This is a genomic window from Fictibacillus nanhaiensis (genome assembly GCF_049537595.1).
In the GTDB taxonomy this organism is placed as follows: Bacteria; Bacillota; Bacilli; order Bacillales; family Fictibacillaceae; genus Fictibacillus; species Fictibacillus nanhaiensis_F.
Genome location: NZ_JBMULM010000001.1, coordinates 1,124,152 through 1,142,244 on the forward strand (window position 1 = coordinate 1,124,152; position 18,093 = coordinate 1,142,244).

Genomic DNA, 18,093 nt, shown 5'->3' on the forward strand with positions numbered 1-18,093 from the left:
AGGGTATGTCTATGATTAAAAAGCTATTAGTAGCAAACCGTGGTGAGATTGCTGTAAGGATTATTCGCGCATGCAAAGAACTTGGTGTTGAAACAGTAGCCGTTTATTCAGAAGCTGATAAAGATGCCTTGCATGTCCGTTTGGCAGATGAGGCTTATTGTATCGGACCGACTGCTTCAAAAGATAGTTACCTTAACTTCACTAACATAATGAGCGTTGCCACACTAACTGGTTCAGAAGCCATCCATCCTGGCTATGGATTTCTGGCAGAGAACGCCGACTTTGCAGAACTTTGCAGCGAATGCAATGTAACGTTTGTCGGTCCAAGTTCTGAAGCGATCAATAAAATGGGTATTAAAGATGTTGCAAGAGCAACGATGGCAGATGCTGGAGTTCCGATCGTACCAGGTTCTGACGGGATTATTAGAGACAAGGAAGAAGCCATTGAACTCAGCAACAAAATTGGGTATCCTGTAATTATTAAAGCAACAGCAGGCGGTGGGGGTAAAGGGATCCGTGTAGCAAAGAATGAAACGGAACTCTTAAAAGGCATTGCGATCACTCAGCAAGAAGCAGCAACTGCTTTTGGTAACCCTGGTGTGTATATTGAAAAATACATTGAAGATTTCCGACATGTTGAAATACAGGTGCTTGCAGATAACCATGGGAATGTGATCCATTTAGGAGAACGAGACTGCAGCATCCAAAGACGTCTTCAAAAGCTCTTAGAAGAGACGCCATCTCCTGCTATCTCGCCATCTAAACGCCAAGAGATGGGAGAAGCGGCAGTAAAAGCAGCTGAAGCCGTTCAATATTCTGGTGCTGGTACAGTTGAATTTATCTTTGATCATAATACAGGGGATTTCTATTTCATGGAGATGAATACTCGTATCCAAGTAGAACACCCTGTAACTGAGATGGTAACTGGAATTGATCTTATCAAGGAACAGATCAAAGTAGCTTCAGGTGAGAGATTGCGATACAAGCAAGAAGATATTGAGTTTGATGGCTGGTCGATCGAATGTAGAATAAATGCTGAGAATCCAGAGAAAAACTTTATGCCATCTGCTGGGAAGATTGAAATGTATCTTCCACCAGGCGGTCTAGGTGTTCGAGTGGATTCTGCTGTTTATCCTGGTTATACGATTCCACCATTTTATGATTCTATGATTGCTAAAGTTATTACTTACGGAAATACTAGACAAGAAGCGATCGACCGTATGAAGCGAGCACTAAGTGAATTCGTGATCGAAGGAATTCATACGACCATTCCGTTCCACCTGCGTCTGTTAAACCATGAGACTTTTGTGAATGGTGACTTTAATACAAAGTTTTTAGAAAATCATGATTTAACTTCAAAAAGTGAATAAGTACGGAGGTGTTTAAGTGATGAACGAACTATCATTTGAAATGGAAAGTTACTCATCAGAATTAGGAAAAGTGGAGATCTCACCTGAAGTCATCGAAGTTATTGCAAGTATTGCGGCTTCTGATGTAGAAGGTGTAGCTTCCATGAGAGGCAGCTTTGCAAGTGGTGTAGTTGAGCGACTTGGAAAGAAAACACACGGCAAAGGCGTTAAAGTTGAACTATCAGAAGCAGGTATTTCCATTGATGTATACGTATCAATGAAATATGGAGTTGCGATTCCAGATGTGGCTCAAAAGATTCAAGATTACATCAGACAAGCTCTTCTAGACATGACAGCACTAGAAGCGACGGATATCAATGTATTCGTAGTTGGTGTTCAATTCGATTCAAAAGAAAAACAGAATGAAGCACCAGAAGTAGATTATTAAAAAGATCAAAGGGTGAGGTTCTACTTGCCCTTTGGTCTTTTTTCTTGTTGTTTAACGAGGATATATAAAACCATTCAGCTCGTTGAAGGTATAGGCTGTGGCGGGGTATCAGTGGTGCAATAACAGTCGAATGATGTCGACTCGCCGCTATATAGGCAAATCTCGCCGTATTATTGCTCAAACTCGCCGGATTAAGTCCGAAATTTCTAGAATTATCTCATGTATTTACTGAATTAAAAGTCTGAATACCCCACATCGTTTAGAGTGGAAGGTACGTGCCTAATAAATGAGACACTCATACTGGAAACGTACGAATATGGTTCACCGCCTTCCCCGCGGAAAGGGGCACCCTTTAATGGAAATCAATAACCTTCAAAAGGATCAATAATTAGAATGCAGCCTCCAAAAAATGATTCTTTAAAAATCACACCTAGAAAAGATAAAATATTTTTAACAGAAAGTAAAAAAAACTGAATGTTCGGAAGGGTTAGTAAGTCCATTGTTCGGATTGTAACGAGTCCTAACAATATGGTATTATGCTAGATAGAAATTGTTCGCAAATAGAAAGGAAGTCGGATTATGAAACGCAGACTTGCCAGAGAAAAGGCATTTCAATCGCTTTTTCAAATTGAAGTAAGTGACATCTCAGCTCAAGAAGCTATGGAGCATGTTTTAGAAGGAGAGCCATCAGACGAATTTTTAACAAGTATGGTTCATGGTACTGTTGAAAAGAAAGAAGAAATCGAGCGTTTTCTAACGCCTTATTTAGAGAAATGGAGCTTTTCAAGACTAGCAAACGTAGAACGCGTTGTTCTACAGATGGCAGCTTACGAATGGTTGTTCATGGAAGAGGTTCCAAAGAACGTTACATTGAACGAAGCGATTGAAACGGCAAAAATCTTTGGCGGTGAAGAAGCAGGACGTTTCGTAAATGGAGTCCTAGGAAAAATAGTCAAAGATATTAACCAAAATTAATTTAATAAAAAACCAACACTACTTTTGAGGGGGACTTTAGAATGGCTGTGTTAGACGGAAAACAAATTGCGAGAGAGATCAGAGAAAAACTTGCAACAGAGATCCAAGACCTTAAACAAGAAGGAATTGTTCCAGGTTTAGCTGTTATTCTAGTAGGCGATCACCCAGCGTCTCGTTCATATGTATTAGCAAAAGAAAGAACGTGTAAAGAGCTCGGTATGCATTCCGTATTGACTGAGCTTCCTGAAACTATTTCTGAGAATGAATTGTTACAATACATTCAAGCGTTTAACAATGACGAACAAATTGATGGGATTCTCGTACAACTTCCCCTTCCTTCACATATTAGTGAATCAAAAGTAATTGAAACCATTCTCCCTGAAAAAGATGTAGACGGTTTTCATCCAATTAATATCGGACGCATGCATGCAGGAGATGAGCAAGCTTTTATACCATGTACACCACTCGGGATTTTAGAGATGGTTAAACAAACCGGTGAAGATATTTCAGGAAAACATGTTGTCGTTGTAGGAAGAAGCAACCTTGTTGGAAAACCAGCTGGACAGCTTTTCTTGCAAGAAAATGCGACGGTTACGTTTTGTCACTCAAGAACTAAAAATCTTCGTGAACAAACATTGCAAGCTGATATTTTAATTGCGGCGGTAGGAAAACCGAACCTTATTACAGAAGATATGGTAAAAGCAGGTGCCGTTGTAATTGATGTAGGAGTTAATCGCAAGGAAGATGGAAAGCTTTGTGGAGATGTGGACTATGAGGCTATTAAACCGAAAGCAAAACATATCACTCCTGTTCCAGGAGGGGTTGGTCCTATGACAATTACAATGTTAATGAACAATACGGTTCTTGCTTCAAAATGGAGAAAGCAGTTAAAGGAAGTACATTAATGCAAAACAACAATCGGTATGTTCCAATATCGGCTGTAACCCGGTATATTAAGAGGCTATTTGAAAATGACGGTAACTTACAAGACGTTTGGGTAAAAGGTGAACTATCCAATGTTAAGCTCCATAGTAGAGGTCATCTGTATTTTACGTTGAAAGACGCAAACAGCAGAGTTTCTGCGGTTATGTTTGCAGGAAACAATAGACATCTAAACTTCAAACCTGAAGAAGGAATGAATGTTTTGATTCAAGGTTCATTCTCTGTTTATGAACCTCAAGGACAATACCAGCTCTATGTCAGAACGATGCAGCAAGACGGTGTTGGTAATTTATTTCTAGCGTATGAAAATCTTAAGAATATGTTAGATCAGCAAGGGCTTTTTGATCCTATACATAAAAAGCCGCTGCCTAAATTTCCTTCAACGATCGGTGTGGTCACTTCACCAACAGGAGCTGCCGTGAGGGATATCGTAACTACTATAAAACGAAGGTTTCCGCTGGCTGCTGTTACAGTATACCCGGTGCTTGTTCAGGGGCCAGGTGCTGCTCCATCCATCGTTCGGGCGATCGAGCGGGCGAATGCTTTGAATGAATCAGATGTTCTCATCGTGGGACGTGGCGGAGGATCGATAGAAGAGCTATGGGCGTTTAATGAAGAAAGTGTTGCGAGAGCAATCTTTCAATCAAATCTGCCGATTATTTCTGCTGTGGGACATGAGACGGACTTTACGATTTCAGATTTTGTAGCAGATTTAAGAGCACCAACACCAACAGCTGCTGCAGAGATGGCAGTGCCTCATCTAGATGAACTAAAGGATCGATTATTCCAAAGAAATGTTCGCCTGAAACGGGTGATGAATGAGTTTGTTGCAGGTCATCAACAGCATCTTTCCCGACTGCAAAAATCATATGCTTTTAAGTATCCTACTCAATTGATCAAACAAAAAGAGCAAGAACTCGATAGGTGTATGGATCAATTAAAACGAACGGTTGGAAGTTTTGTTGATCAACATCAGAATCAACTCTCACAGGTTAAACGTCAACTATTACTGTTTTCACCGAGAGGCCAGCTTCAGAAGGCAAACGAAAGAGTCGTTTCTTTGCATAAGACACTGTTAAAAGAAACAAATCGTCATGTAAGGCAGCACCAGAGGGATTTTTCAAACAAGATTTCTAGGCTATCTTCCCTAAATCCTCTAGCTGTGATGGATAGAGGGTACAGCTTGACCTATAAACAAGGCAAAGACGAATTGGTCAAGTCCGTATCACAGGTAAAGGCGGGAGATGCATTAACGATAAAGTTAAAAGATGGACAGATTGATTGTCACATCACTGGAACGGAGGCGTCTTTTACGAATGACTGAAAAGACAAGCAAACTTACATTTGAAGAAGCGATGATACAGCTTGAAGAAATCGTTGAAAAGCTTGAACAGGGAGATGTTCCTTTAGAAGAGAGTATCGACCTGTATCAACAAGGAATGAAGCTCTCCAAGTTATGTCATACGAAATTACAGAACGTTGAGAAGAAGATGGATACGATTTTGCATGAAGACGGAAAAGAAGAACCATTCGCGATTCAGGAGGAAGATCATTGATAGCGTTTGAACAATATCTTCAAGATAAAAAAACATTGGTTGAAGAAAAGATGGTAGCACACCTAGAAAAATTGGATGCTCCAGATACGTTGAAAAAATCGATGCTATATTCTATTTCTGCAGGTGGAAAACGAATACGTCCAATCTTAGCGCTTGCAGTCATGGAATCATTTGAAAAGAATACAGCTGAACTAGTAGATGTGGTTTGTTCGATCGAATTTGTTCACACGTATTCTTTGATTCATGATGACCTTCCTTCTATGGATAATGATGATTATAGAAGAGGGAAACTTACAAACCATAAAGTCTTTGGTGAAGCTCAAGCCATTTTGGCAGGAGATGCACTGTTGACAGAGAGCTTTAGTTTAATCACAAACAACTCGTATTTAACTTCGGATCAAAAAGTTCAAATGATCACTGTTCTATCAAGAGCTGCAGGTGCAACAGGTATGGTTGGTGGTCAAGTAGAAGACATAGAGGGAGAGAACAGAGACCTCTCGTTAACAGAATTAGAAAGCATTCATGAAAAAAAGACGGGTAAGATGCTTGAATGTTCAGTAATAATAGGTGGAATTGCAGCGAGCGCTTCTGATGAAGATCTTATCCATTTAACGAACTATGCACGGCATATCGGGATTGCTTTTCAGATTCAAGATGACATATTAGATGTAACAGGGAATCAAGAAGAAATAGGTAAACCTGTTGGAAGTGATGAGGCTAATCTGAAAACTACTTATCCTAAGATTCTTGGTCTTGATGGGGCAAAGAAAGAAATGGAAAACCATATACATATTTCTTTGGAACATTTAAACAAGATCAACGGAAATACAGGCATATTAGCGTCCATCGCTGACTACATTATAAAAAGAAACCACTAAGAGATTGTTGCGAAATTGGAAGTATGATATGATATTATTTGCTTTGGAGTGGTGCAGTATTCTAGTCAGCCCCCCATTCCTGAAGGCGGGCCTAAAAATCCGCCAAAGGGCACATCGATGAAGTTCCTTGTATTGGCTTGAGGCGCCCAGCCTTGGGTCATCGCTGGGAGTTAAGGTTGAAGGGCGATCCACAATGGCATGTGGGCGAGGACCCTTCTTCCGCGGAGGCCCCCATATTTGCGGTTTGTGTTCAAAAGACCTTACTGCGAAATGGGGTTTGAACCTGCTTAGCTTTTTTTCTTGTTCACAGGAAAAGAAGGCGAGCAGCGTAGCCTGCCTTGAGTGGAGCTTGAGGGGATTATGGTGTGAAAAGCCTGTATCGGTTGGCCGCTGATTTTGAGCTTTATACCATATGAAATCTTCTCTGCAAAAGAGGCTAGGGAATGTGCGCGAGGCTGTTGAGGAAAACTCCTAGACTGTTCTGCCCTGACACCTTTTAGGGATTATAGTGCGGACTAAGTGGTAATCTAGTCTAACGTTTGGCGACAGCGTTAAGAAGAGAGTAAAGGGAAACCGCGAACATGGCGACATTTCGTACTCTTCTGGGAAAACCTACTGGACCTAAGCCGCAGTCTTTACTTAATAAGGTGACCACTCCCTATTACATAAAGTGACCAAAAAGTGAGGAGTTATGCATGAAGCATTCCTTTACTAAAACACTCAAATGGAGTACAAGCATTGCCGTTATCACTCTTGTGTTAGCGGCTATTTTTACAGTTGTATCCTCTTTTTTGTTAAATGGAGTTTCGTGGGCGATAGGGATGGGAATCGTGTTTCTAATCGTATTAACCGGGGTTCTGTTTGACATAGTTGGGGTAGCATCAACTGCTGCGAAAGAAGTTCCCTTTCATGCGATGGCTTCTGAGAAGGTTCCTGGAGCAAGACATGCTATAATCATTACAAGAAACGCAGATCGTGTAGCGAATTTTTGTAACGATGTTATTGGTGACATCTCTGGGATCGTTAGCGGAACGGCATCCGCTGCAGTTGTAGTAGAACTTACACTTTCAATGGGGAATAGATCTGGATCAAACTCTGAGTATTTGATCTCAATCGTCTTCACTAGTGTAGTTGCTGCACTTACTGTAGGAGGCAAAGCGCTAGGAAAATCATATGCGATCAACCACTCAACCTTTATTATTTTTCAGGTTGGGCGTTTATTATATTTTTTAGAGGAAAAATTAAGAATTAAACTGCTATCGCCTGCTAAAAGAGAGAAGAAAAGGCGTTAATGGAAAGAGAGGCACATTCCATGAACTTGGAAGAAATTCAAGATCCTCAGTTTTTAAAAACGTATGAAACTGAACAATTAAATAAATTAGCCGCCGAAATTCGTTCTTTTCTAATTGAAAAACTTTCAGTTAGAGGAGGTCATCTCGGACCTAACCTCGGTGTTGTAGAACTAACGCTTGCTATGCACAAAGTCTTTGACAGTCCCAAAGACAAGTTTATTTGGGATGTAGGTCATCAAGCCTATGTACACAAGATCCTTACGGGAAGAGCATCTCAGTTCGATACACTTCGCCAGTACAAAGGGTTGTGTGGTTTTCCAAAACGTATTGAAAGCGAACATGATGTATGGGAAACGGGCCATAGTTCTACATCACTTTCTGCTGCGATGGGTATGGCGATCGCAAGAGACCTGAAGAAAACGGATGATAAAGTTGTTGCTGTCATTGGTGATGGTGCCCTAACAGGCGGGATGGCTCTAGAAGCGCTCAACCATATCGGACATGAAAAGAAAGACTTGATCGTTGTGCTTAACGACAACGAAATGTCGATCGCTCCGAATGTGGGAGCTCTTCATAACGTTTTAGGACGCATGAGAACAGCTAGAAAATATAATAAAGCCAAAGATGAACTAGAATCTTTAATCCGTAAAATTCCTGCTTTCGGCGGTAAATTGGCTGCTACAGCAGAACGCGTAAAAGATAGCTTAAAGTACCTGTTAGTATCAGGAATGTTTTTTGAGGAGCTAGGCTACACCTATTTAGGACCAGTAGATGGTCATGATGTAGATGACTTGATTGAGAATCTAACATTTGCCAAAAAGACGAAAGGTCCGGTAATCATCCACGTTCTTACCAAAAAAGGCAAAGGATATGAACCGGCTGAAAGTGATAAAAAGGATAGCTGGCATGGTGTAGGTCCTTATAAGATCGAATCAGGTGAGCAGATCAAACCGCAGATAGTTGGACCATCTTACAGTGGAGTGGTCAGTAAAACACTTGAGACACTCTCACATAAAGATGATCGAATCGCAGTGATAACGCCTGCCATGACGATAGGCTCTAAACTTACTGATTACGGCAAAGCGTTTCCTGATCGTTTGTTTGATGTAGGTATTGCAGAACAGCATGCCACAACGATGGCAGCTGGACTTGCTACGCAGAATATGAAACCAGTTCTATCGATCTATTCTACGTTCTTGCAACGAGGTTACGACCAAGTAGTTCATGATGTTGCCAGACAGAATTTGAATGTTGTTTTCACAATAGATCGATCTGGTCTCGTTGGTGCTGATGGAGAAACGCACCAAGGTGTGTTTGATATTGCTTTCTTGCGTCATATTCCAAATATGGTATTGATGATGGGGAAAGATGAAAACGAGCTTCAGCATATGGTATACTCTGCTCTTAAATATGAAGATGGTCCGATTGCGATCAGATTCCCTAGAGGTAACGGTTCAGGAGTTCCGATGGATGAAGAGTTTGAGAACATTCCAATTGGTTCATGGGAAGTGCTTAAAGATGGGGATGACGTTGCGATTCTAACGTTTGGAACGACGATTCCAATGGCGCTTGAAGCTTGGGAGATCCTTGCGAAATCAGGTGTCTCAGCACGCGTGATCAATGCTCGTTTTATCAAACCGCTTGACTCAAAGATGCTCAAAGAGCTTTATGCAGAAAACATGCCTATTTTAACGTTAGAAGAGGCTGTTCTTCAAGGTGGTTTTGGAAGTGCGGTATTAGAACATGCTTCTGATCATCAGGCAAATGTTATCATTGATCGTATGGGTATACCAGATTGCTTTATCGAGCATGGAAGTGTAACTAAATTATTAGAAGAGATCGGAATTACAACTCCTGATCTTGTTGAGCGAGTGAAAGCACTTGTTAAACGAAAGGCAGAAAAGGGTCTTCTTACATGAAAAAAGAACGGGTAGATGTACTGCTTGTCAATCGAGGACTCTGTGAAACGCGAGAAAAAGCCAAACGATCGGTTATGGCTGGACTCGTGTATTCAGGAACGAACCGTATGGATAAGCCAGGTGAAAAGATAGAACAAGATGCGCCTCTTCAAGTTAAAGGAGATGTTATTCCTTATGTAGGAAGAGGCGGGCTGAAGCTTGAAAAGGCACTTAAAATCTTTGATTTTGAAGTTAAAGAAAAGATTGGAATGGATATTGGAGCTTCAACTGGTGGATTTACGGATTGCGCGCTTCAAAACGGTGCTTCCTATATATATGCGATCGATGTGGGCTACAATCAACTCGCTTGGAAACTCAGAAACGATACAAGAGTAGCGGTGATGGAAAGAACAAACTTTAGATATGTAACTCCTGATCAGCTTCAACAGGGGATGCCCCATTTTGCAACGATCGATGTTTCTTTCATTTCTCTTCGAATCATTCTTCCTGTGCTGACTCAGCTCATGCCAACTGGAGATGTGATCGCTTTGATCAAGCCTCAGTTTGAAGCAGGACGTGAAGAAGTGGGGAAAAAGGGAATCGTTAGAGATCCGAAAGTTCATAAACGCGTGATTGAAGAGATTACGGATTTTGCACGCAAAACAGGGATTAATCCTGTTGCATTGTCCTTCTCACCTATAACGGGTGGGGATGGAAACATAGAGTTTTTAATGCATGGAAAAGTAAATAGTGAGGACTGCGTGACGATAACTTCAGAAAATATTGAAGAAGTTGTGAAGTCTGCTCATGAAACATTAAAGAAAGAGCGAGAATAAAATTTCTCGCTCTTTTCATCATTTCACTAATGAAAAATTTACATCCTATGCACAATAGTATAAGATAAAGGCAGAATGTGACAGTGTAAATTGAGGTGGAATCACGAGTGAATAAAGGACAACGACATATTAAAATACGTGAAATGATCAGCAATCATGATATTGAAACACAAGACGACTTAGTGGAACTACTAAAGAAAGCCAACTTTAATGTAACGCAAGCAACGGTTTCGCGTGATATTAAAGAACTGCATCTTGTGAAAGTACCGATGAATGATGGTCGCTATAAGTACAGTCTTCCGGCTGACCAGAGGTTCAACCCATTGCAGAAGTTAAGAAGAACACTAACTGACAGCTTTATTAGTATTGATTATGCAGATCACCTGATTATCATGAAAACACTTCCTGGTAATGCAAATGCCATTGGAGCGTTAATTGATAAGCTTGATTGGGAAGATTTAATGGGAACGATCTGTGGCGATGATACAATCCTAATTATTTGTCGTTCTAAAGAAGTTAGTGCAGATGTTTCGCAGCGATTTTTAGATATGCTGTAATTTTTAAAATAAGGTGTGATGTAATTGCTGGCAGAATTAAGTATTCGTAATTTTGCTATTATTGATTCTCTGAGTGTTTCTTTTAGTAAAGGGTTAACCGTACTAACAGGTGAAACCGGTGCAGGTAAGTCCATCATCATCGATGCGATCGGACTTCTGATTGGTGGCCGTGGTTCTACGGAATTTGTACGCTATGGTACTCAAAAAGCGGAAATCGAAGGTTTGTTTCATATTCATCCAGGTCATCGTGTATATGATAAATGTGAGGAATTTGGAATTGCGATTTCAGATGAAGATGAGATGGTCGTGCTTAAAAGGGATATAACAGAGAACGGAAAAAGCATTTGCAGAGTAAACGGAAAGCTTGTTACGCTGTCTGTTCTTAAGGAGTTCGGACAGGCCTTAGTTGATATTCATGGGCAGCATGAAACGCAATATTTAATGCAGCCTGACAAGCATCTTTTTTTACTCGATAGTTTTGGTGATAAGAATTTTAAACAAGAGTTGATAGCGTACGAATCAACATTCAGGGACTACAAAGAAATCAACAAGCAGCTTTCAGAGCTCTCTAGAAACGAACAAGAGATCGCTCAGAGAATAGACTTGCTACAATATCAGTACCAAGAGATAGCGGGTAGCAACCTCATTCCTGATGAGGATGTTAAGCTTGAGGAAGAAAAAAGAATGCTCTCGAATTTTGAAAGAATTCATGGTTCTCTTCAGGATGCTTATCATAATCTTTATGGTGAAGGAAAAGCGCTTGAACTTGTATCTAGTGCGCTAGCTGATTTTTCGCAGGTTGCTGCACTTGATGAATCATTAAAAGCCGACGAAGAGCAATTTGGAAACAGCTTTTATGTACTTGAAGAGCTTACATATAAGATTCGGGATATGTTTGATTCATTAGAATACAACCCGGAAAGGCTTAACAGCATTGAATCACGTCTTGATGAACTAAGTAAACTTAAACGCAAATACGGTTCTTCAGTGAAAGAAATGATCGATTATAGTGAAAAAATTAAAAAAGAGTTAGAACTTATTCAGAATAAAGATAATCACATTGAAGAACTCAAGAAAAAGCAGGATAAGCTCATTGCTAAACTTGAGATATCAGGTAAAAAACTGACTAAGCGGAGAACGGAGACCGCTAAAGTCTTAAAGAACAGCATTCAGCAACAGCTTAAAGAACTTTATATGGAAAAAACTAAATTCGAAGTCGTAATGAAGCGGATTGAGGCTAATCAGTTTTTAAGAACTGGACTGGATTCTGTAGAATTTTATATCTCTCCGAATCCTGGTGAACCGCTTAAGCCACTATCAAAAGTAGCATCTGGTGGGGAGCTTTCCAGAATTATTCTAGCATTGAAAACCATTTTTTCTGAAAACCAAGGAATTACCGCCATTATCTTTGATGAAGTAGATACAGGAGTCTCTGGACGAGTTGCTCAAGCGATAGCGGAAAAGATCTATAAAGTTTCTGTCGGTTCACAAGTACTTTGTATTTCTCACCTTCCACAAGTTGCAGCGATGTCTGACACGCATCTTCATATTTCTAAGGACACACTTCAAGGAAGAACGGTTACAAAGGTCCTAACATTAAAAACAGATGAAAAAGTAAATGAGATAGGCAGAATGATCTCTGGTGTTGAGATTACTGACCTTACGAGGCAACATGCTCAAGAATTATTAGAGCTTGCAGCGTCAATCAAAAAAACATCATAAAACTTTATTCATGAAAAAGCTATCCATTTAAGGAATAGCTTTTTCTTTTTTCTAGGTTATAAACTCATGGTCCGTAGGCTAAATTAAAGGTACAGCCATGGTGAGGGTGTGAGCTAGGAGCGAGGAGAGTGTATGATGTATAAGGATTTACTTCGGCGAATGATCGGCGTTATTCTCCTTGGAAGTTTAGTGGGAATCGGTTTTTTGTCTCCTGTGCGCGAATATGTAGCACTGCCTGAATCGATTACCTTTTTTGAAGGACAGCATGTCTTACAAGCTCTTCCTGTTGGAACAAACATGAAGCAGGAAGAAACAAACATTTATACGACCGCAATGGAAAGCGAACATAAAGTTTCGATACAAGCCAAAACAAACGGTGATAGCATGGCAACTCTCGAAGCAGCAAGTTTTCCCATAAAGAAGATGAATGTAAAAGTATTATCTGACCTTAAAGTTGTACCTGGTGGACAATCAATAGGAGTGAAATTAAATACTCTAGGGGTACTGATTGTGGGACATCACCTCGTAAATACAACTGCAGGAAAACAATCTCCAGGTGAAATTGCCGATATTCAAGTAGGAGATATTATTACCAAAATTAACGGAAAAAATATTAAAAAAATGGGAGATGTAAGCCCATTTGTAAAGCAATCTGGGGAAACTCGAAATCCTTTAGATGTAACCATTATTCGAGATGGTAAGACATTTCATAAATCACTTACTCCTCTGCAGGACAAGAATGACCAGTCTTATCGCATAGGGCTTTATATTCGTGATTCAGCAGCGGGCGTAGGTACGCTAACCTTTTTTGATCCAGCGTCATTTAAATATGGGGCACTCGGTCATGTTATTTCAGATATGGATACTAAGAAGCCAATCAAGGTAAACAATGGGGAAATCCTTGGATCTACCGTAACTTCCATCGAAAAAGGATCTAACGGTCATCCTGGAGAAAAGCTGGCGCGTTTTTCCAACGATCAAAGAGTTTTAGGGGACATTTCAAAAAATAGTCCTTTTGGGATTTTCGGAAAATTAAACGATGAATTATCGAATGGAGACTGGAATAAACCATTGCCAATCGCCTTATCTCATCAGGTAGAAGAAGGTCCAGCAAAGATTTTAACTGTCGTTAACGGGTCGAAGGTTCGAGAGTTCGATGTTGATGTCGTAAGCTCTGTTCCTCAAAAGTTTCCGGCTACAAAGGGAATGGTCATAAAGATTACAGATCCCGAGCTTTTGAAAATTACCGGTGGAATCGTCCAAGGTATGAGCGGCAGCCCAATCATTCAGAACGGCAGAATTATTGGAGCAGTTACACACGTGTTTGTAAATGACCCAACTTCGGGCTATGGTGTTCATATCGAGTGGATGCTGGATGAAGCGGGTGTAAATATCTATAAAGACGCAAAACAAGCGAGTTAACATTTTTAAAACCGGTTGAGATCTCACCGGTTTTTTTATTTTGAACCCATCTAAGTTGGAATAAGTGCTGGATTTGTTTTTTAGATAATTTAGACAATCCTATGAAAATTTTGTATAATGAGGGATATAAAGAAAATTCGACAAAAACACTTTTGAAAATATAATAACTGTCGAAATTCAAAGTAAATTGAAGAAAATGGGTCTATCTGCTACAAAAACAAAATAATTTTAAAAAATTTAAAACAAAATAAAGGGATTTAAGATTTATTGTTGAAATGTTACATTGGGAAAAACAAGAAATTGTTGGATGGGGAGGAAATAATGGTGCAAAAAATTAAAGTTTGTCTAGCTGATGATAACCGTGAACTGATTAGTCTTTTGAGGGAGTATCTTTCAAGTCAAGATGATATGGAGGTAATTGGGGTAGCTTACAACGGTCAAGAATGTTTGTCCGTTTTAGAGAATAAAGATCCTGATGTATTAGTTCTTGATATTATCATGCCTCATTTAGATGGATTAGCGGTGCTGGAGAAGATCAGGTCTAGCGATGATCTGCCTCAGCCGAATGTTATCATGTTAACGGCGTTTGGTCAGGAAGATGTAACGAAAAAAGCCGTAGACCTAGGTGCATCATACTTTATCTTAAAGCCATTCGATATGGACAACCTTGCGAGTCAGATCCGTCAGATCTGTGGAGCAGAAAAATCAACTGTTCAGCGTGCGTCCGGAAACAATCGAAATAATTTCCAATCTACAATTAATAATAAACCACGCAATTTGGATGCGAGTATCACAAGTATCATTCATGAGATCGGGGTTCCTGCTCATATTAAGGGTTATATGTATTTAAGAGAAGCGATCTCTATGGTATACAATGATATTGAGCTATTAGGCTCTATCACAAAAGTTCTTTATCCAGATATCGCAAAAAAATTCAATACTACTTCTAGTCGAGTTGAACGAGCTATTCGTCATGCGATCGAAGTAGCATGGAGCCGTGGAAACATCGACAGTATTTCATCCTTGTTTGGCTATACAGTATCCATGTCAAAAGCAAAGCCAACGAATTCTGAGTTCATCGCGATGGTCGCAGACAAGCTTCGAATCGAACATAGGGTAATGGTATAACGCATAACCACGCTATTTTGACGCCAGCTTATACGGGAGTTTGTCCGAAAGTTTATCGGAATCTCCGTAAATCGTTCCGATAAGTTTACCGTCCAACATACCGCTAAAGTTTGTCCGAACTTTACACGGATATTATAATCTAATTTTAGAAAATTATCGAATATTTACTTTAAGAGGCCGCCTGAAAAGGTGGTCTTTTTTGCGTTTAAAACATCGTGTAATATCGTTCTTATAACGTTTTATTTCCGCTACGTCACGTATTTTTACGCTTATCCGAAACGTGTATTAGGAGGGATGAAAAATGACGAAAGACAGAGATATCAAGCGGTTAAAACGTAGTGAGTTAGAGTTGTGGGATGCAAAAAATTTAGTTGGATGTGAGATACCCGAGTATGGTAAAAGGGTTAAACATGTTAAGGAATTAGATGAAAAGTACTGGGGCAAAGATATTAAAAAATCAACAGCAGATAAGTTCATAAGAATTTATGAACAATTTGGAGATAAAGTTCCATTAGAATCTAAAATAACCGTCAGTAAATTTTATGAAATGTTATCATTACCAACAGATATCGATGTAGCAGAATTTATTACAAAAAAAATAAAAATTCCATCAACATTAGAATTAAAAACAGTGGAGGAAATGTCACTTAAAGAACTTAGAGAGGTTACAAAACAACTCAAAGAGGCACGTGAAATGGAGGAAGTTGCTGAAAGAAGAAGGAAGGAAGCTGAGAACATCTGGTTAATGGAAAATGAAGGAAAAGTAACAATAACATCTAAGCAAGAAAAACAAATATTAGAAGAAGTTAAAAAGTATGAAAAAATGATTAAGTACTTTGAAAGCATAGAGCCTCAAATTAATAAGGATCCAAAGTCATTATCTCCAAAAGCTGTAGTAAAATTTATAAAACATTTAAAGCCAATAATGCAACGTGTGGAGAAGGATAAATATTTATTAGAAAATAATAAAGAAGAGGTTGATATTATTGAAGGAAAAATCAAATGAAAATAAACAACCTGACCGACCTTCAGACGCTGCTATTCAACGGGCAATTGAGTCGATTATGCCTGAGTTATTTCGAATAGCGAGAGAAGAAGCTGAAGAAAAACGGTCACAATAACGTTAAATCAATGAAGCCTTATCGTTCAATCGGTAACGGCTTTTTTACTTTGTGATTCGTTGTGATTTTAAAGTGCTCGATACTTATAACGGAAAGCATCGAACAAAACTTTGCACAAACCCGTAATTTACGTAAAATATACGCGGCTACAAGATTTATCGATTTCCCTACGTAGTGCAAAACGTTGCATTTAAACAGCACCGAGTGTCTGACGTGAGTCTAACGGGGAAATTTCGAGTTGAACCGTTGATACGTTTATATTTATAGCGTGATAACCGGTTAAACTGTATTGGACTCTATCGGACATTTTACGAGCACGAAGCGTCAGATACGGACCTAACATGAAAATTTCGAAACTACCGTTAGAGCTACGTGAGGTATACGTTTGAGGAGAAATTACCGTTTCCGAATACTTCATGTTTCACCAACACCGAGACTCAAACGAACAGCCTACCGAAAACTTTTCGATGAGAAGTAGCGTGTAACATCGTATTAGTACCTGGTCATAGACGGTAGACGCCTAGAGCCGCAAGGGTTTAACGGTTCGTTACGGGTGTAACACTACGTTACTTATACGTACCCATCGCTTCCCAAATCATCAACACGAAGCCCTCCGGGGATGGACCGGTTCAAAACTCACGAGGGTTAAAACACTTACTGCAACGCCCTGGAACGTAATGCCTCGAAAACTTTCGAAGGCGAAAAAAGACCGCCTTATTTGGCAGCCTTCAGGGATCGATATAACGTAGCTTTAGTAACACCAGTTAATTCCGTTATTTCAGCGACGGTGTATTCGTTTGATTCGTATAGTTTAATCGCTCGTTCTACGTCCTTCTTCGGTACTGGCGGTCGTCCTCCGACACGGCCACGGGATCTAGCGGCCTGTAAGCCGGCTTGAGTACGTTCCACGATAATGTCCCGTTCTAGTTCGGCAATAGATGCCATAGTACGAAAGAAGAAACGGCCTACCGGCGTTGTAGTGTCGATGCCATCCCGTATAGATACGAGATCTATGCCGGCATCCTCGAAGCCTTTCGTTAGTTCCAGCAGCTTAAATGTGGAACGACCGAGTCTATCGAGCTTATAGATGACTAGCGTATCCCCTTTACGTAGAGAGTCAAGACAACGCGCTAACTCCGGTCTATCGTCACGCTTACCGCTAACCTTCTCCGTATATATACGTTCACATCCGGCCTTATGTAGTGCGTCTAGTTGTACGTCTAGATTCTGGTCTTGTGTACTGACTCGAGCATAGCCAATCTTCATTCGTATCAACTCCGTTTTCTTTTATCGTATCAAAAAGGTAACGTTAAAGCAACGTTGATTAGAAACTATTTAATGAAACGTTATTGATTGTGTTAAACATTGATAATAGTTCGGTTTAATAATCGTTTCATTTATAATCGTTTTTGGAACGGAAGGGGTACACACCCCAGGCCACCCCCTAATTTCCCCTACGCCTGGTACTTCTAAAAACCGAGCATCATTTTTAAACTTTGATGTTACATTTGTAACGTTTTACCCAGGCGAAGGTTTTACGAGTTATGTAATCAGTTAAGAAAATTTCGTTGCAATTTTTTATACTCACAGAGGTTTGAGAATTTTATCAACGAATTAGACTATGTGGTAAATTTTACTAATTAAAGGGGTGTGTAAGTTGGAAGATTGGATCAGTAAAGTCGGTTGGTCAATCGCTATACTAGGAACAATGTTTGGTTTATGGGTATGCGTAAGTCTAGGAGTTGATCCAACAAACGGAAGTTTAACGAATAGTGAATATGGCGAAGATCATCCGTTAAAAGTGTTAATCGGTATTATTACGATTTTAGTTTCGCTGTTTGCAGGATCGGTACTTATCGGATTGGCCACGTTAATGGATTTCGCCAGGAAAATGATGCAAGAAAACAAGCGCAATAAATCAGCGTGATTTTTGTGGGAAGTAGAGAAGACCCTCCGAATGTGGAAGGTC

At 39.9% G+C, this 18,093-nt stretch carries 17 protein-coding genes; 16 read left to right on the top strand and 1 reads right to left on the bottom strand.

The genetic code is table 11. The annotated features are described in order from the left end of the window. The first annotated feature begins 11 nt into the window (after nt 1–11). The 15 genes from accC (at nt 12) to ACOZ9X_RS05680 (ending at nt 16,009) form a co-directional block, all read left to right on the top strand. Nucleotides 12–1,370, top strand: a complete 1,359-nt coding sequence (gene accC, locus ACOZ9X_RS05610) for an acetyl-CoA carboxylase biotin carboxylase subunit (RefSeq protein WP_423417327.1) — start codon at nt 12–14, stop codon at nt 1,368–1,370. A gap of 19 nt (nt 1,371–1,389) precedes the next feature. Beyond that, nucleotides 1,390–1,797: an Asp23/Gls24 family envelope stress response protein gene (locus ACOZ9X_RS05615; RefSeq protein ID WP_137788933.1), complete on the top strand. Its 408-nt coding sequence runs from the start codon at nt 1,390–1,392 to the stop codon at nt 1,795–1,797. A gap of 579 nt (nt 1,798–2,376) precedes the next feature. Further along, complete coding sequence (nusB, locus tag ACOZ9X_RS05620; protein WP_423417328.1) at nt 2,377–2,772, top strand: transcription antitermination factor NusB; 396 nt, start codon at nt 2,377–2,379, stop codon at nt 2,770–2,772. A 41-nt stretch (nt 2,773–2,813) separates the two neighbouring features. Next, nucleotides 2,814–3,677 (top strand): bifunctional methylenetetrahydrofolate dehydrogenase/methenyltetrahydrofolate cyclohydrolase FolD, encoded by an 864-nt coding sequence (gene folD / locus ACOZ9X_RS05625; RefSeq protein ID WP_066396016.1) that lies wholly within the window; start codon nt 2,814–2,816, stop codon nt 3,675–3,677. Next, nucleotides 3,677–5,038 (top strand): exodeoxyribonuclease VII large subunit, encoded by a 1,362-nt coding sequence (gene xseA, locus ACOZ9X_RS05630; RefSeq protein ID WP_423417329.1) that lies wholly within the window; start codon nt 3,677–3,679, stop codon nt 5,036–5,038. The genes folD and xseA overlap by 1 nt, the downstream gene beginning before the upstream one ends. After that, complete coding sequence (locus ACOZ9X_RS05635; protein ID WP_066396014.1) at nt 5,031–5,270, top strand: exodeoxyribonuclease VII small subunit; 240 nt, start codon at nt 5,031–5,033, stop codon at nt 5,268–5,270. Before xseA ends, ACOZ9X_RS05635 begins: the two co-directional genes overlap by 8 nt. Next, a complete protein-coding gene (locus ACOZ9X_RS05640) occupies nt 5,267–6,148 on the top strand; it encodes a polyprenyl synthetase family protein (protein WP_423417330.1) in 882 nt (293 codons plus the stop codon). The genes ACOZ9X_RS05635 and ACOZ9X_RS05640 overlap by 4 nt, the downstream gene beginning before the upstream one ends. Nucleotides 6,149–6,843: 695 nt before the next feature. Beyond that, nucleotides 6,844–7,440, top strand: a complete 597-nt coding sequence (locus tag ACOZ9X_RS05645) for a hypothetical protein (RefSeq protein ID WP_066396012.1) — start codon at nt 6,844–6,846, stop codon at nt 7,438–7,440. A 20-nt stretch (nt 7,441–7,460) separates the two neighbouring features. Continuing rightward, nucleotides 7,461–9,359, top strand: a complete 1,899-nt coding sequence (gene dxs, locus ACOZ9X_RS05650) for a 1-deoxy-D-xylulose-5-phosphate synthase (RefSeq protein ID WP_423417331.1) — start codon at nt 7,461–7,463, stop codon at nt 9,357–9,359. Continuing rightward, entirely contained in the window at nt 9,356–10,174 is an 819-nt protein-coding gene (locus ACOZ9X_RS05655; RefSeq protein ID WP_423417332.1) for a TlyA family RNA methyltransferase, read from the top strand. The genes dxs and ACOZ9X_RS05655 overlap by 4 nt, the downstream gene beginning before the upstream one ends. A 107-nt stretch (nt 10,175–10,281) precedes the next feature. Next, nucleotides 10,282–10,731: a transcriptional regulator AhrC/ArgR gene (gene ahrC, locus ACOZ9X_RS05660; RefSeq protein ID WP_423417333.1), complete on the top strand. Its 450-nt coding sequence runs from the start codon at nt 10,282–10,284 to the stop codon at nt 10,729–10,731. Nucleotides 10,732–10,755: 24 nt separating this feature from the next. After that, a complete protein-coding gene (gene recN, locus ACOZ9X_RS05665) occupies nt 10,756–12,453 on the top strand; it encodes a DNA repair protein RecN (RefSeq protein WP_423417334.1) in 1,698 nt (565 codons plus the stop codon). 135 nt (nt 12,454–12,588) lie between these two features. After that, a complete protein-coding gene (spoIVB, locus tag ACOZ9X_RS05670) occupies nt 12,589–13,875 on the top strand; it encodes a SpoIVB peptidase (RefSeq protein WP_423418226.1) in 1,287 nt (428 codons plus the stop codon). 324 nt (nt 13,876–14,199) lie between these two features. Then, nucleotides 14,200–15,003, top strand: coding sequence for a sporulation transcription factor Spo0A (gene spo0A, locus ACOZ9X_RS05675; RefSeq protein ID WP_423418227.1), 804 nt, complete (start codon nt 14,200–14,202; stop codon nt 15,001–15,003). Between the two features lie 301 nt (nt 15,004–15,304). Further along, nucleotides 15,305–16,009 (top strand): hypothetical protein, encoded by a 705-nt coding sequence (locus ACOZ9X_RS05680; RefSeq protein WP_423417335.1) that lies wholly within the window; start codon nt 15,305–15,307, stop codon nt 16,007–16,009. 829 nt (nt 16,010–16,838) lie between these two features. On the opposite strand, the gene ACOZ9X_RS05685 is transcribed toward ACOZ9X_RS05680, so the two are convergent. Further along, nucleotides 16,839–17,390 carry a recombinase family protein gene (locus tag ACOZ9X_RS05685; RefSeq protein ID WP_423417336.1) on the bottom strand — a complete coding sequence of 184 codons (552 nt, stop codon included), beginning with the start codon at nt 17,388–17,390 and terminating at the stop codon, nt 16,839–16,841. A gap of 391 nt (nt 17,391–17,781) precedes the next feature. Here ACOZ9X_RS05685 and ACOZ9X_RS05690 point away from each other — a divergent pair, with 391 nt between their 5' ends. Beyond that, nucleotides 17,782–18,051 (top strand): hypothetical protein, encoded by a 270-nt coding sequence (locus ACOZ9X_RS05690; protein ID WP_423417337.1) that lies wholly within the window; start codon nt 17,782–17,784, stop codon nt 18,049–18,051. Nucleotides 18,052–18,093: the final 42 nt, after the last annotated feature.